The organism is Herbaspirillum sp. GCM10030257 (assembly GCF_042666555.1).
In the GTDB taxonomy this organism is placed as follows: Bacteria; Pseudomonadota; Gammaproteobacteria; order Burkholderiales; family Burkholderiaceae_D; genus Noviherbaspirillum.
On the sequence record NZ_JBHTDH010000021.1, the window covers coordinates 51,648 to 66,768 of the forward strand.

Consider the following 15,121-nt stretch of genomic DNA (forward strand, 5'->3'; position numbering starts at 1 on the left):
TGCTCCTGGTAAAGGGAATTCGGATTCAAGAAATGCGCTCTCGACGCCATGCATTGGCGATTCCGTCCTGACGCAAGACTGCGCGCTGCACCTTGCCTGTGGCCGTGCGGGGTAAGGCTGCAACAACCCGTACATAGTCTGGTCGCGCGAACCGCGGTAGAGCTCGGTCGGCCTGCATAACGAGTGCTTCGATATTCAGCTCCGCGTGCGCGCTTGGCACAATGGCAAGCGCGAGTTCGTCTTCTCCGCCAGGAATCGCCGACGGCACTGCATATGCAACTACCTCCGCTACGCCAGGGAGGCCAGCGATTTGCGACTCGACCTCATTGGCGGAGATGTTCTCGCCACGCCGCCGGATGCAGTCTTTGATGCGGTCCACAAACGTAAGCAAGCCTTCGCTGTCCATGGTGGCCGCATCACCGGTATGGAACCAGAGGTTGCGCCAGGCCTCGACGGTACGCTCGGGCATTCCGAGGTAGCCGGCCATAAAGCCGAACGGCACCTTGGGCCGGACCAGAATCTCGCCCAACTGGCCGCGCGGCACTTCACGGTCCGTCGCAGGGTCCGCGATGATTACCTCGAAGTGGCTCTCATGGACCCAGCCGGCGGCTCCGGGGCACGGCCGATCAAGGTGGCCCCACACTGGGATGTTGACCTCTGTCATGCCAAATCCGGATACAACCGATGCAATACCGAATCGCTCCCGGAAGACTGCCTCGTGGGCGGGCAAGTTAGGGCCGACGCAGACTGCACGCAACCTATGCCTTGCATCGTAGTCGCTTGCGGGCTGACCTACGACGAACGCAGCGGTTGAACCGAGCAGATTTGTCACCGTTGCACGATGCGAACGCACGTCGTTCAGCCATGACGAGGCAGAAAACCGGTTACGAAGAATTGCCGGAATGCCCGCCAGAAGAGTCGCGCCAAGCTGCATTAGCAGCCCGTTCGCATGGAATAGGGGCAGAGTAATGTAGTACCGATCCTGCGCGGTGAGCTCCACCGATCTCGATGTGCCGATTCCGTAGAGTGTGCAGTGCGCGTGCGGCATCAGCACGCCCTTCGCGGGGCCACTGGTCCCTGAGGTGTACATCACGCACGCAATATCGTGTGCGGCGGGCAAGGGTCCGTCCCACTCCGGTGCGGCACGCCAGCCACACCAATCTATCTGCGGCAATCGGGTTTCTTTGCGAGCACCTGAGACGGCCAACCGTTGCAATGTGGGCACGTCGGGGGAAATGCCATCAACGGCTTCTACGAGGGTACCGTCTACAAGCGCTAGGGTGGCCTCGCAGTTCCGGAGTTGGTGCGCAAGGAACGCGCCTTGCAACTCTGTGTTGAGCAGTACGGCGGTTGCTCCGAGCACGCCCAAGCCTAGCCAAGCACGGACGAAGTCCAAATGATTACCCATCATGACCGCTACGCGGTCCCGCGGGCGAACACCTTGGGAGACAAACCAGCCCGCCGCCTTGCGTGCGTCGCGCCAGGCCTCGCCGAAGGTGCAATGCTCACCGTCGGTAGTTTCGATCCAGTTTGCATCAGGCTGGCGCTTCGCCTGCTCTGCAAGAACGGCAGGGAGTACCCATCGGTCGGGATCATTGAAGCCGCTGTAAAAAGCCGGCGCTTGCAGCGTCTCGGCGGAGATGTTGTTGGGCATTTGTAATGTGTAGTTGTTTATGGATTTCATGTCACGGAGCCTCTGCGGCGCACCGTTTAGGTGGTGCCCTGCGGGTTCCGCCTCCTTGCATAGGACTGCGGTTCTTCCGTTCGGTACAGCAGAAAGCCGCAGCCCGCAGCGCAAGTAGCTCATGGCGGTCTTTACCGACTCCACCGACTGCGCGGATGATATGCCGGCGGAACGGCCTGGGCGGAACCGGAGTAGCTCCCTTACAGAGAGTGAGCTGCATGTGCGGCACGAGGATCATACGGCGAGCCAATCGGCCTGCAACTGGCGGTCCTGGGCAAGCTGTTGTGGTGTGCCTTGAAACACTATCTGCCCGTGACCCATCACGCAGACGCGAGTAGAGACCTTCAAAGCAATAGCAAGCTTTTGCTCTACCAGCACCACGGCAACGCCGCGCCGCTGCATGTCGAGGATGCTCTCGGCAACGGCTGTCACGATCTTTGGCGCAAGCCCTTCAGTCGGCTCATCCACCAGCAACACCAGTGGGTTACCCAGCAGGCTACGGCAGATAGTGAGCATCTGCTGCTCGCCGCCGGAAAGACTGCCTGCGGGGGTGTTACACCGCTCCTTTAGACGCGGGAACCACTCGAACATCTGGTCGATTGACCAACGCGTTGCTCCGGCCACGGGATGCTGTTCGCCCATTCGCAGATTTTCTTCCACTGTAAGGTTGTGGAACACCTCGCGCTCCTCGGGAACGTACCCTACGCCGTTGCGGCATATCGCATGGGGACGCAGACCTGCAAGCTGCTGGCCGTGCAATCGAACCTCGCCAGCCGACGGCGAAACCAACCCCATAATCGCTTTCATGGTTGTTGATCGGCCCGATCCATTGCGTCCCAGCAAGCTAACAACTTCCCCTTCACGGACACTGAAGCTGACGCCACGTAGTATGTGACTCTTGCCATAGTGCACGTGGACTTGGTCGAGCGTGAGCAGCGGTGCCGTCATGCCTCCACCTCTTCGCCCAGGTATGCCTGACGAACCGCTGCGTTAGCACGAATCTGTGCCGGCGTGCCGGTGGCGATCACCTGGCCGTACACGAGCACGCTAATCCGTTCAGCCAAGGCGAACACCACCTCCATATCATGCTCCACGACCAGCAAAGCGCGGCCGCGCGTAACATCGCGAATGAGTTCGGCAGTGTAGTTCGTCTCCTCGTGTGACATGCCGGCCATTGGTTCGTCCAACAGGATCACGCGTGGGTCGGAAGCGAGCGTCATCGCAATCTCCAGCGATCGCTGCTCGGAGTATGCGAGCTCCCCCGCCACCGTATGCGCACGGGCACTAAGCCTTACTAACTCAAGCAGCCGCTCGGTTTCTCGCCGCACCTCCGCGTGGCTGTCCAGCCGGCGCCAAATGCTGAATTGCAAACGGTGCAGCCGCATCGCTGCAAGCCGAATGTTCTCAAACACCGATAGCTTCGGAAAGATATTAGTAATCTGGAAGGAGCGAGCCAACCCTAGGCGGTTGATCGCCTGTGGCGACCGGCCGGAGATCGGCTGACCATCGAACGTGATCGTTCCGTCAGTCGGTACGAGGTTGCCCGAAACGAGATGGAATAAAGTCGACTTGCCAGCGCCATTTGGGCCGATCAGTGCATGCCGTTCGCCTGGCGCCAGGTCTAAGTCGACGCCGCGAATGATCTCCGTGGAACCGAACGATCTACGTACGCCCTGGAGAGAAAGGATAGGGGTGGTCATACGGTGCTCCGTGCGCCTTGTAACGGGACCTCTGTGCTTGACGGTGCATCTGTGTTGGCCTCAGTAAGCAATCTCGCTTGACGCAAGGCCATTACACCGATCGCCAGACCAGCAGCCAGCGCGGCGGTAGGGGCCAGCCACGTTACAGCTTCTCTAGGTAGCCAGCGCAAGCCGAACAGCACTATGGCTTGGCCCACTCCAGCAGCCGCTCGGTAGTCCTGCGAGAACAGGCGCTGCAGAAGTTCGACAAGGAACACCGTGCCGCCCCCGAGCAGGAGGGCTGCAGCGAGCCCGGCGAGCGAGACGGGTAATACGCTTCTCAGGCCCAAGCGTGACTGCCATTCCCACCAGCGCACTAGCAGCCCGGCCAACCCGTCTGGCATGAACATCATTACCAACACGAACAGGATGCCTTGGTAAAGCAGCCATGATTGAGTAAGGTCTGACACGGCATAGCCGAAGAACGTCATCACTCCCGCACCAAGAACTGGTCCGAAGAACACCTTCACCCCGCCGATATAGGCGTTCAGCACAGCGGAGGCCGACACATGTGCATCAAATAGCACGTAGTTGACGGCCTCGTTATTGACAGCTAGCAGCCCTCCGGCGATGCCAGAAAACATCGCAGAAACGGTGAACACGAGCACACTCACCCGATGCACGTCGTAGCCGAGAAAGGCGAGCCGATGCGCGTTCTCGCGCAGGCCAAGCGCGAGACGCCCGACCGGCGTGCGCGTGAAGAAGTAGAGCAGCGCCAGACCAGCCAACACCCAAGAGAGCGTCAGGTAATACATCTGCATCGTCGAGCCGAAACTGAAGCCCCACGCGGGCATCCGCATTCCGGACACGCCAGCCTCGCCTCCGAACCAGCCCTTAAGGTGCGGTGCCAGCGCGTGTAGCAGTTCGGCAATGGCCAACGTGATCATCGCAAAGTAGGTGCCAGAGCGCTTCGTCGCGAACCAACCGGCCGCCGCGCCGATAACCAGGCCGGCAGCGGCACCTGCCAGAGGCAGTAGCGGTGTCGGCAGCAAGCCCGCGCCGCCCACTGCTTTCATCGCGTGCATGGTGGCAAACGCGCCAATTCCGAAATACGCTGCATGACCAAATGACAGCATTCCGGCCTGGCCACACAGCAGGTTGTAGGCGGACGCGAAAAGCGCCGCCACAAGTACCTGGACCGCTGCGTTCAATAGCCCTGGCGATAGCACCAACGGCGCTGATAACAACAGCACCAATACGCCCCCGACTGCCGCCGCGGAAGACTTCGATTGCATCATTGTTTCCCCCCCAGCAGCCCACTTGGCCGCACCAGTAGCACGAGCAGCATCAACGCAAACGGGATCGTCGCTGCCAAACTCGACACCTTCAGCGTGAGCAGCCCGCCGTGGTCTTCGGCCCAGGACCGCTCACCCACTACAGCGAACAGGTCAGCTAGGCTCGCGTCCACCGACACCGCGACGGAAGTGATAAGGCCGATCAGCAACGACGCTAGCATCGCGCCAGCGAGCGAGCCCAGTCCACCGACCACGACCACGACAAACACCATTGCGCCGAGTTCTAGCGCCATGTTTGGATTGGTCGTGTAAAAGGCTCCGGCTACGGCTCCCGCGAGTCCGGCGAGGCCCGCACCGATGCCGAACACACTCATGAACACAAGCGGCACGTCATGGCCGAGCGCCTCGGCCATGCGCGGCTTGTAAATTGCGGCCCGTACTACGATGCCGACGCGGGTGCGCGTGAGCAGGAGGTAGACGACCGCAAACATCGCGAGTGCGACGCTTCCCATGAGAATTCGGTAAGCGGGGTAGTCAACGCTGCCGATAGCGAACGCGGCGAAATCGAGTGCCTTGGGGACTTGGTAGTTAACCGGGTAGTTGCCGAAGATCAGCTTAACGGTTTCCGCAATGATGAAGGAGAGCCCGAACGTCAGAAGCAATTCATGGGCGTGGCCATGGTTGTGCACTCGGCGCAAGAAAAAGCGTTCTACCACCACACCTATCAGGAGCACTAGAATCGGCGCTGCCAGAAGCGCTCCCCAGAAGCCGAGCGCGTTCTGAAGCGCGTACGCGAAGTACGCACCCAGCATGTAGAAGGAAGCATGGGCGAAGTTCAGCACGCCCATCATTCCGAAGATCAGCGTAAGCCCAGCTGACACCATAAACAGCAGCAGGCCATGGACCACTCCGTTCAGGAGCGCTACGATCAGCGCGTCCATCAGTTCGACCGCTGCATCTTGCAAGCTGGCTGGGGCGGCGTTGCCGCCTCATCTGCCCGGAACACTCTCACTGGCTTGAAGCCCATATCCGTGTCGTCAACCTTGAACTTCGCATCCTTGGCCACTGTTGACACAACTACCGGCATGAGCGCTTGGTGATCTTCAGCGCGCATACTCAAATCGCCGAGCGGTGTGCGCACCTTAGCGGTCTCCAACGCGCGTGCAAAGGCGTTCACGTTTAGCTGCCCACCTTCGGACTTAGTACGCTTGAGAGCATCTGCCACCATCAGCAGTCCGAAGATCGCTTGCGGCTGAGTGGCCACGGGCACCTGCCCTGTTTTTGCCTTGTAATCGGCGACGAATTTCTCACCTTCGATCCCGCCGGCCTCAGCACTGAACGTATGGGCGACGAAATGGCCGAGCGCGAGCTCACCCGCATTAGCAAGGTTGCCTGGCTGATCGAGGAAAATCGTGCCAAAGCGCGTCTTTAGACCCGCAGCCTTCGTTGCCTTCATCAGCAGCAGGAGGTCGTTCGACCAGTTGCCGGTGATGACCGTCTCTGCTTTCGCCGCAGCGATCTTCGCAACATAGGGTGTGAAGTCCTGGATCTTGTTGACGTCGTGCAATGTCTTTTCTACTACCTGATAGCCTCCAACGGCCGCTTGGTCGGCAATTGCCTTCTCCATATCCTGGCCCCAGGCGTAGTTCTGGTTGATGGCATAAACGCGGGAGCCCAGCGCGTTAGCGCCTCTCATCGCGGCCACTAGGGCCTTGGTACGCACCTGAGCGTTGCCAGCGAAGCGGAAGTGATGGAAGTGACACTTCTCGCCAGTGAGCTCCAGGGCCTCCCCGCCCACATTGACGTAGACGAGCTCCTTGCCCGGGTTGCGGACGTTATGTTTGCGCACGTCCTCTGAAATTTGTCCCCCTACGGCGGACGACGCGCCTTGCACGACAATCTGCGCTCCGTCCGCTACCGCCGCCTTTAACTTATCCGCCGCGCTGGCAGGTCCCCCCTGGTTGTCGTACTCGAGGAGCTGCACAGGCTCGCCGTTCCAGCCCCCGTCCGTATTCATCTTCTCCACCGCGTACCGCACTGCCGCGCGATACAGCAGCCCTGAAGCGGCCTGCGGACCCGATAGCGTTTCGATCAAGGCAATCTTCACGGGCGCAGCGACGGCGTAGCCGGAAATGAAGCACAGTGCGGCGGCTGCAACGGAATTGCGGGTAAGCATCATGGTTGTCTCCTTGTAGTATTGGATGAAGCATAGTGTCGCGATCACCGCCTCCGTCGCCAATGTGGGATTCGCACAAGCTTGCTGGCCTGTACATGTGGTATTCAACCAAGTAGAATCCCTCGAACACCAACTAGAATCGCCCGGACGCCAATGCTCTGCGCACCGCGCTATGTAGCAAGCTGCGCATCGGCCTCGGAACGGAGAAGACGCAGATGGGTACTGGCACGCTTGTAAAACCAAACGATGATGACAGCGGCGCGCTTGTCGAACTGCTGCACCATGGAGCGGAGGCTGAAGCCTTTTCTGCTTGGTTGGCCAGGGTTGAGCAATGGCCAGATGCTCTGGGGCACAAGACCGAGCTGGTGGAGCGAATCCGCATGGCCATAGCACTTCGCAATCGCCTCGAAATTTGGCAGCAACGGGAGAGCGGCATGCTCGCTGTGATTGAGTCAGCCCGAGACCTGTCCAGCCGGCTCGACTTGCCCGAGTTGCTGCGGGCCCTCGTAACCCGCGCCCGCACCATGCTGGGATCACACGTGTCTTGGCTTACTGAATATGACGAGGCGAATGACACTTTCCAGGTGCTCGCCGCAGATGGCACGCACATGCTAGCCGCCGGGCAAAGTGTAAGCGGCCGCGACACTGGCATAGTAGGCCTAGTGGCCTCGACACGTCGTCCGTTCACTACGCCCGACTACCTGCACGACACTCGCTTTACGCACCATCCATTGCTGGATGCGACCTTTCGCGAAGAGGGCGTTCACTCGATCGTCGGCGTGCCCCTGCTCTGGGAGGACGCAGTGATCGGGTTGCTATTCGTCGGCGATCGGCACCACCGTACGCACACGGCGCAGGGCATCTCGGTTCTGAGCACGCTTGCGACACATGCGGCCGTCGCCATCAAGAACGCCCGCACCTTCGCCCAGGCCAGCACCGCTCTGCGGGCGCTCGAGGAACATGCACGCCAAGTACAAAGCGCGGCAGAAGCGCACGAGCGCATGACATCGCTGCTTGCTCGCGGCGCCAAACTCTCCACCATCTGCAAGGAAGTTGCCGACATGCTGGATGGCGCCGTGCTCGTGCTCGATGAAGCGGCACAGCCGATCGGCCGGGGTATCCCTGCAAGTTGCAACGGAGCTGCCGCCGCCGATTCTTATGCTCCGCACGGCGTGCAAAGCGCACCACTGGCACAGGCACTGCGTCAGAGCCGCCAAGTGGGCCGCTCCGTTGTTGTTTGGGAGATAGACGGCGAAAGTTGTCGGGTTAACGCTGTGATCGGCGGGGATGACATGCTCGGGTCCATCCTACTGTTCCGGCAGGGTGGCCTGGACGACCATGCAGTACGGAATTTCGAGCGCTCTGCGACTATATTGGGCGTGGTGCTGCTGTCTCGCGAAAGGATGGAAGCCTCGAGAACACGCGACGAGGCTGCGCTCCTGCGTTCGCTGCTGTTCCCTAGGCAGGAAGGACAAGCCCTGGTGGCTGAGCGGACGGAGCGTTTTGGGATCTCGCTCGACGAGCCGATGTCACTGTTGGTGCTGGAAACCGAAGACCCAGACGCTTCCTATTCCGCGCGCCGACTGCGCGCCGCGAACGTGCTCGGGCAGGTCCTGTTCGATGATGTAGACGGTGCCATAGTGCTTCTTTGCAGCACACGCCGTGTAGGCGATGTTCGCCACGCCATCGTTCAATACCTGCAGAACCATCACCATGGAGGTGCTTGGAGAGGAATGCTGTCGCGGCCTGCCACATTAGTGGCGGAACTGCCGGCACTGCACGCAATGCTCCGGCGGGCCCTGCCGGTCCTTCGCCGCCTCGGCATTGTCGGCCACGTCATGGGACAGAACGAGATGGCGCTATATTCCACTCTGTTCGAGACGCACGACCACGCAAGCATCACCAACTTTCTGGAGGCCACCATCGGCCCGCTGCTGGCGTACGACCTGAAGCGCGCCACGCAGCTGACTGTGACACTACTCACCTACTTTGAGACTCACTACAATGCGGCGCTCACCGCGCAGCGGCTCGGAGTGCACGTGAACACCATCCGGCATCGCTTCGAAACCATTGAGGATCTGCTTGGCCCCTGGGGCCAACCAACGCGTGCGCTAGAGCTGCATGTGGCATTGCGTTTGTGGCAGGTAACTGCGTCGTCAAATAGTCCGAACAAGGTCGATCATTGAGCAGGCGCGGAAGCTTTCACGCCAGACTTGGCAAGCTCGAATCGATACTGCTCCCCACCCCACGCGGGCACGACTTCACCATCGCGAGCACGAATCTCTTCCATGCGATGGCGCACCTCCGTGGCTGTGCACGCCTCTTCCGAGAGGTGGATGCCTTGAGTCATCGTGACATGTGCACATTCAAAACTGCCCGCCCCGGCGAGCAGGATAGTCCGCGTGGGGGCATCGAGGGCGACCAGCGCCACTAAACCTGGACTGACTTTCTCTGGTGCGAGTCCTACGAGAATGTCAGCGGGCAGCACATCCTCCAGGAGTGCAGTAGATGCCGTGGGCGCGAGACAGTTGACGCGAATACCATGCTTCTCGCCCTCGATAGCCAGGGTCTGCATTAGGCCCACCAGTGCCATCTTTGCAGCACTGTAATTCGACTGCCCGAAATTGCCGTACAACCCAGAGGAAGAAGTCGTGAACACAATCCGGCCATGTCTGCGCGCGCGCATTCGGTTCCACACGGCGTGCGTGCAGTGCACAGCGCCCATCACGTGGACGTCAAGAATGAGGCGGAAGTCGGCGAGCTCCATCTTTGCAAAGCTGCGGTCGCGGAGAATCCCAGCGTTGTTCACAAGAATGTCCACCTGGCCCCAGCGGGCTTCAGCAGCCGCGACCATCGCCTTAACCTGATCCGGCTGCGTCACGTCGGCACCGTTGACGAGAGCTTCGCCACCAGCACGAACGATTTCTGCCGCGACGGACTCCGCCGCAGATCCAGCTACGTCGCCGCCGAGATCGTTGACCACAACATACGCGCCGTGGCGGGCGAGCTCCAGAGCATGGGCACGCCCAAGCCCGCGGCCGGCTCCCGTGACAATCGCCACTTGGCCCTGCAAAATTCTTTCCATCGGTTCCATCCAGTCTCGAGTGAGGTTACAAGTCGGCATTTACTTTCATCAAGTGTAGAAGCTTCTGACGGTCAGGGCCATGGCGGAAACCGCCAGCGAGTTGGCTGAATTAATGTGGGAAACGTCTATCGACGCCTCTAGTGGGTCATTTGGCAACAAAAGCGGGATAAGACGATCAAACCCTTAAGATCGCTGTAGGAGGCTACTATGAGTCGCGTCCGGAAACATCCACTACGCTCACTGACTGATGAAGAGCGGCAGGTTTTGGAACTGCCGCCTTGGTGTTAGCCCAATCTTGGCATGCCATCGGAATACTTTGACCACGATGTTCCCAGAGCTGTCCAGCTAATTCTTGCAGCCGTCTTGCCAGACGGGCGTCAAAGAAGTGATCCCCATCTAATTCGCCATGCAACCAAGCCGGTCCCGGCGCCTTTGCTCTATGTTGCTCCGCGTCCATAGCAACCTCCTGCCTGACTTCGTTCCATCAGGCTAGGTCGTTCAATCTACCATGTCAAAAGTTGTGGGTAATTGAAAGCCGATTTGAACCGTATTGACTTGAACCGATCTGTTTAACGCTTCGTATAACTGGCCGCGAAAGGGTCAGGGTTCATGTCCATGTTAGATATATTATTTGAGTTCAACCTGAGAGCGTGACCCGGACGGGTTCATGAAGCTTCAGCACCATCGGTTGCCTTAACAACAAGGCAAGACCAGCCAGGTCAGAAATCTTAACCTTTACCATTGCCAGACACTGAAAATCTGAAATCAGACGGATCGCTTTCATCCCCTGACTTGCAAATAGTCTCTTCTTCAATTGCGCATATTGACCACAAGACTGATCAACAATTTTCTGGCCGTCATGAAGCGGTCCTCTGCGCACTCCTCTCCTAGCAAATTCGCGATCGATTGGGGTGGTGTCCAGCGTGAGATATATCTCCTGGGAGACACCGTTACGCAGGCTTTCCACAAACTTTTCTGACGCCACGAGCGTACCCGAGTGCGCTGTCGCCGCTGACAGGATCATTGTCCACCCGAGCAAGCAGGTAAGAAGTATTCGTATGCTGCGTTTCATCTTCGAGGGGACTGATGTCTAACGCTACGATGACGGGCGCAGAGCGTCCGTGTTAATGGCCACGTTAGAAACTGTATCCAAGTTCATCGGTGCACTAAAGATGTTCTAAACCCCGGTCAGTAAGCGAAGGTCCGAAGGAATCCATTCCTGAGCCTGTCAAACTATTGTGCTGCAGGAGACGGTGTACCTGGTACCGGGTACAGCGGCCCGGTACCAGGTACAGGATAGGTCACATTCTCGGAGATTGCTCGGATGCTTGGGCTATTTAAAACCGTTACGAGTGACCGCCGAGAATTGACCTGAATGAATGTTTGAGGAACAACAGTGTAGTCACGGATGATCTGATAATTTGAGGCTCCAATTTCGGCAGCAGCGCGTGCTTTCATCTCAGAATAAAGCAACTGACGTGATTCGAGCGTTGCTGGCAACGGCTCAACGACAGTAAAATCGACGAAGAACTGGTTGACGCTTTGGTCTAGCAAGCGATCAAGATAATCTGTACGGCCTTTGCTGAGCGCGGACGCTGACAATGCGGCCAACGCCTCTTGCCTACTGTAGTCAGTTTGCGTCGTCGGTGACACACCCGGCGCAGGAGTCGTGGGCGTCTGGGACACGACCGCAGAGTTGGAATCGTTCCCGCCACAGCCAGTCAGTAATGCACTGAATAGGGTGACTGCCCCGATAGCGGTATAGGTGATTTTCATCGGTATCTCTTGTACAGCATCGTGCCGCTCAGATGCCAGTCCGTTGCGAACATGATGGCTGCAGGTTGTTATGGACAAGCATGCAGACAGTTACAAGTCGGTATTGTTCCCCTTCTGTTTCGGCAGTCTAACGATAAAGCTGACAGGTGACTCGGGCGCCTGCGTCGAAGGGCGTGTTAAACATCCTACATATCACTTTTGGGTTCCCGACAAGCGCCGTTGAACGTTATTTCGGATCTGCTCATTCAGTACTTCAAATTCCTTAACAAGCCTATCGCATGGGTCCTTCTGAGCTTCGCAGAGAAATGCCGACTCAAGAAATACGTTTCCGTTGGATTCAACTTTCAGTGTTCTCTTAGCGACTGCAGGATGTGCATAATGGCCTTCGGGAGTAAATGACCATTGCTCCGTGTCTCCACTATCCGTCTTGATATTTACTATAGTCCATTTGTCCGGCTCAGTTGTGTTCACTCTTGCACCAGGCTGCGATTTAAGTGTCGCCAACGCTTCGGGTAAGCTATTGAAGCCAATGGCTGTTGTCGCAGCAGTTGCGGCTGAGGCGCATCCCAGTGATGTCATCAGAAACAAGTAGAAATAGAATGCTCGCATGATGTTTAATGATGAGCTAACGAGAACGAATACGTGTCTGTGTTGGGCAATAAGTTAAGAGAGTACATCACTGCTGCTCATGAAGGGAAATCAACGAATATCCTGTGATAACCGGTATCGCTTGCTCTTCGTTCACAACTTCAAATCGCACGGCATTACTTTTTACTGTCTCCGTTGGTAAGGCTAATGAAAACGGAATCCTCCCTATGATGGGCATAAGGCCAATTCCTTTACCGATCTCAGCGTTATTCCATATCGCCAAAAAATAAGTCTTATCAGCCTCAAGTGAAATTTGCGTGCTTGCATTCCATGCAGACGATTCGATCACATTCGGCTTTGAAGCGATCTGGTAAATTCCTGGCCGATACATTAAAGATAAATATGACTCATAGGAGATTCGCCCTACCTCCTTTTGATTAACAAGTAAAGTTGGACTGTCATATCGGTCAACAGAAGAAAAACCGGGCCGAAAAATATAGAGCCGTGCGTAGCCAGGCGATGGCTGTTCCGATTCTACAAATCGTTCGCTATTTGAAGAAACCGTAGCGCAGCTCAACAGAATAAAAGCTGGCATTAAAACTAACAGTCTCAAACTTCTGATATTTTTAGTCATGTGTAGTCGATATTCTCAACGCTCAATTGTGGTTCGCAACGTGCGTTAAAACTGAATACCACGTTAAGCGTTATTATGCTTACAATGATAACGCAGAACGTTTGTGCAATTACGAATCCTTTCGCTTCTTCTCTTCTGCACTAATCATAATTTGCGTTAAGCGCGCAGCGACAAGCATTGCTACCCCGATCATCATTAAGAGGTTGCTCAAGCGCCCCAGATCAAAGACCTATCCGATCGCTGTCAATGCCATTCCCGGAACGGCATAGCGTAAAGTCGTTGATGCCGAAGCGTTTTTGAGTTCAACCATAAATAAATTTCAGTAAAAATATGATGTATAACGTGAAGATGACCGGACCACAACACTTCGCGGCGAAGCCGCCTCCTGCTGTTGTGGGTCCGTGTCGATTGACATGTTAGAGCTCAATGCCCTGGCCTTCCGAAGTAGCCACCCTGCTCTTCTTGCCAGTAGCGGTAACCCTCTAGTTCCTCTTCCGTAAGCGCACTTGCCTCAAGAAAGACGGGCTCCCAGGCGGAGAAAGCGGCGTACGACAACGGCATGTGCCCCATGCCAAACCCATCCGGGTCATGAATCGAACCTAGATCCAGACTAGACACCTCGACACGCGATGGCCGCGTCGCAAACTTGTTCTTATGCAGGCGAATGTGGACACCAGCGTCATCAACCGCAAGTACCTTTGCAACGCCGAAGTGGCCCGCTCCATCGTCTACCGAGTACAGAGCGCCTGGTATGGGCGTATCGCGAGCGGCGGTAGTGATCAGGGAATTCATGAGCTCTAACGTTTCGGATAACCAGCGGCACCGCCGCCTGTGTTCATGTGCAAGTTAGCTGTCACGCTGGCTCAAGTGTCCGTGCCAGCAGTTCAGCTGGCCACAGGCTCATATGCCCGCAACCACCGAGGTCGGGGGCGGGCTTCAATAGCCTGCCTTCGATTGTGACGCGTTTCCCGTGCAACCGCTTACATGCTTCTTCGTTGAAACCTAGACTTCCCGTACCTGTGGAAATCCAGATAGAAGAATCATATGCTGCGCGTCGCTGAGCCGTAGGAAAGTGATAAAGCGCCACCTCCTCGAAATCGAAATGGAGTATGCCTTGAACAATAACTTCTTGACCGTCAAGGACCACCAAATCGTCGATTGCCTGGTTGACGCTGATTGGAAGAATCATGATAGCTAACGTAGAAGCTCACCTGCACCGCAGGTGACAGTGTGAAGCGGCATGTTAGGCATTTTTCGGCTCGCTTTGTAATGTAAATGTAGAGAGGTACAGATTCTCCACTTGCTTTCTAGCCCAAGGAGTTTTTCGAAGAAATTTCAGGCTGGATTTCACAGACGGATCATTCTTGAAACAATTAATACTAATTTTATTGGCGAGCTCATCCCAGCCGTAGTGATTAACAAGCTTCTCGACGACACTCTCAAGAGTGACTCCATGCAAGCGGTTATTCGATTGCCCTTCATTCATGCTTGAGGTACGTCCTTGGAATCGATGTTCATCAAATGCCTAACGTTTGGTTGACCGGCACACCCATGTGCCTGAATCGAATTGCACGTTAGGCAACGTGACAACTAGTGTAACCTTAATGAAAAGATTTCCCGGTTTTGCCAAGGTATAGAGCACCGCCCGCTCATCTTGGAACACTGCGCAACACCACGAGACGGGCACTTGCGTAGAGCAGAATGATGCCCAAAGAAAGATTGGGGGCGGCTGCAAGAGTTGGTCCGCCGACTGCATACAATACATTCTCAAAATCGCACAAGCTGCGCCTGCCGCTGCACTCACGAGGGAAATGAAGCGCGCCGGTTAAGGTCTGGAGGCCGACAAATAGGAACCCTAACGCTAGAACGACGCCCACCAGAGCAAATTCGCGACTGGTAGGCTTGAGGTTAGCCCACAGGAGCGCAGTCATAAAAAGAAAGGCACCTGCCCATCCAAGAAGCATGAAGTTGTCGGGCTGATGCGCAAACAAATACAGAATGAGGCACATCACCGCAAGTAAAACGGCTGACAGCACGAGTTTGAAGGCTCTCCAGAGTTTTTTCATGCAATGAGACCTAACGAGGCTGTGCAAAAAGCCAACTTTCAAGCGACATGGCGCCTACTGCACGTTCAGTCATGATTCCAGTTTCCTGAATCGGTTTAGATAATCAAAGTGTCGGCCATACAGCTAAAAATGGCAAGA

16 protein-coding genes are annotated in these 15,121 nt (G+C 56.7%); 1 reads left to right on the top strand and 15 read right to left on the bottom strand.

What is annotated here, in order from left to right; translation table 11 throughout:
* Positions 1 to 25 precede the first annotated feature (25 nt).
* From ACFQUU_RS22855 to ACFQUU_RS22880, 6 genes are all read right to left on the bottom strand, one after another.
* Positions 26 to 1,684: an AMP-binding protein gene (locus ACFQUU_RS22855; RefSeq protein ID WP_382250421.1), complete on the bottom strand. Its 1,659-nt coding sequence runs from the start codon at positions 1,682 to 1,684 to the stop codon at positions 26 to 28.
* 234 nt (positions 1,685 to 1,918) lie between these two features.
* Positions 1,919 to 2,632 (bottom strand): ABC transporter ATP-binding protein, encoded by a 714-nt coding sequence (locus ACFQUU_RS22860; RefSeq protein ID WP_382250422.1) that lies wholly within the window; start codon positions 2,630 to 2,632, stop codon positions 1,919 to 1,921.
* Entirely contained in the window at positions 2,629 to 3,384 is a 756-nt protein-coding gene (locus tag ACFQUU_RS22865) for an ABC transporter ATP-binding protein (protein ID WP_382250423.1), read from the bottom strand. The genes ACFQUU_RS22860 and ACFQUU_RS22865 overlap by 4 nt, the downstream gene beginning before the upstream one ends.
* Complete coding sequence (locus tag ACFQUU_RS22870) at positions 3,381 to 4,661, bottom strand: branched-chain amino acid ABC transporter permease (RefSeq protein ID WP_382250424.1); 1,281 nt, start codon at positions 4,659 to 4,661, stop codon at positions 3,381 to 3,383. Before ACFQUU_RS22870 ends, ACFQUU_RS22865 begins: the two co-directional genes overlap by 4 nt.
* Positions 4,658 to 5,599 (bottom strand): branched-chain amino acid ABC transporter permease, encoded by a 942-nt coding sequence (locus ACFQUU_RS22875; RefSeq protein ID WP_382250425.1) that lies wholly within the window; start codon positions 5,597 to 5,599, stop codon positions 4,658 to 4,660. The genes ACFQUU_RS22870 and ACFQUU_RS22875 overlap by 4 nt, the downstream gene beginning before the upstream one ends.
* Complete coding sequence (locus ACFQUU_RS22880; protein ID WP_382250437.1) at positions 5,599 to 6,834, bottom strand: branched-chain amino acid ABC transporter substrate-binding protein; 1,236 nt, start codon at positions 6,832 to 6,834, stop codon at positions 5,599 to 5,601. Before ACFQUU_RS22880 ends, ACFQUU_RS22875 begins: the two co-directional genes overlap by 1 nt.
* Before the next feature lie 380 nt (positions 6,835 to 7,214).
* Here ACFQUU_RS22880 and ACFQUU_RS22885 point away from each other — a divergent pair, with 380 nt between their 5' ends.
* Complete coding sequence (locus ACFQUU_RS22885) at positions 7,215 to 9,020, top strand: helix-turn-helix domain-containing protein (RefSeq protein WP_382250426.1); 1,806 nt, start codon at positions 7,215 to 7,217, stop codon at positions 9,018 to 9,020.
* Here ACFQUU_RS22885 and ACFQUU_RS22890 read toward each other — a convergent pair.
* From ACFQUU_RS22890 to ACFQUU_RS22930, 9 genes are all read right to left on the bottom strand, one after another.
* On the bottom strand, positions 9,014 to 9,919 hold the full coding sequence (locus ACFQUU_RS22890; protein ID WP_382250438.1) for an SDR family NAD(P)-dependent oxidoreductase: 906 nt from the start codon (positions 9,917 to 9,919) through the stop codon (positions 9,014 to 9,016). The two genes, ACFQUU_RS22885 and ACFQUU_RS22890, sit on opposite strands and share 7 nt — an antisense overlap.
* A 205-nt stretch (positions 9,920 to 10,124) precedes the next feature.
* The gene (locus ACFQUU_RS22895; RefSeq protein ID WP_382250427.1) at positions 10,125 to 10,376 is read right to left on the bottom strand and encodes a transposase DNA-binding-containing protein; all 252 of its coding nucleotides are present in this window, start codon (positions 10,374 to 10,376) and stop codon (positions 10,125 to 10,127) included.
* Positions 10,377 to 10,556: 180 nt separating this feature from the next.
* Entirely contained in the window at positions 10,557 to 10,886 is a 330-nt protein-coding gene (locus tag ACFQUU_RS22900; protein ID WP_382250428.1) for a hypothetical protein, read from the bottom strand.
* A gap of 266 nt (positions 10,887 to 11,152) precedes the next feature.
* Entirely contained in the window at positions 11,153 to 11,695 is a 543-nt protein-coding gene (locus tag ACFQUU_RS22905) for a hypothetical protein (protein ID WP_382250429.1), read from the bottom strand.
* A 676-nt stretch (positions 11,696 to 12,371) separates the two neighbouring features.
* On the bottom strand, positions 12,372 to 12,917 hold the full coding sequence (locus ACFQUU_RS22910; protein ID WP_382250430.1) for a hypothetical protein: 546 nt from the start codon (positions 12,915 to 12,917) through the stop codon (positions 12,372 to 12,374).
* Between the two features lie 423 nt (positions 12,918 to 13,340).
* Positions 13,341 to 13,709, bottom strand: coding sequence for a hypothetical protein (locus tag ACFQUU_RS22915; RefSeq protein ID WP_382250431.1), 369 nt, complete (start codon positions 13,707 to 13,709; stop codon positions 13,341 to 13,343).
* 61 nt (positions 13,710 to 13,770) lie between these two features.
* Entirely contained in the window at positions 13,771 to 14,106 is a 336-nt protein-coding gene (locus ACFQUU_RS22920; protein ID WP_382250432.1) for a hypothetical protein, read from the bottom strand.
* 54 nt (positions 14,107 to 14,160) lie between these two features.
* Complete coding sequence (locus tag ACFQUU_RS22925) at positions 14,161 to 14,403, bottom strand: VF530 family DNA-binding protein (RefSeq protein ID WP_382250433.1); 243 nt, start codon at positions 14,401 to 14,403, stop codon at positions 14,161 to 14,163.
* 163 nt (positions 14,404 to 14,566) lie between these two features.
* Positions 14,567 to 14,983, bottom strand: coding sequence for a hypothetical protein (locus ACFQUU_RS22930; protein WP_382250434.1), 417 nt, complete (start codon positions 14,981 to 14,983; stop codon positions 14,567 to 14,569).
* Positions 14,984 to 15,121: the final 138 nt, after the last annotated feature.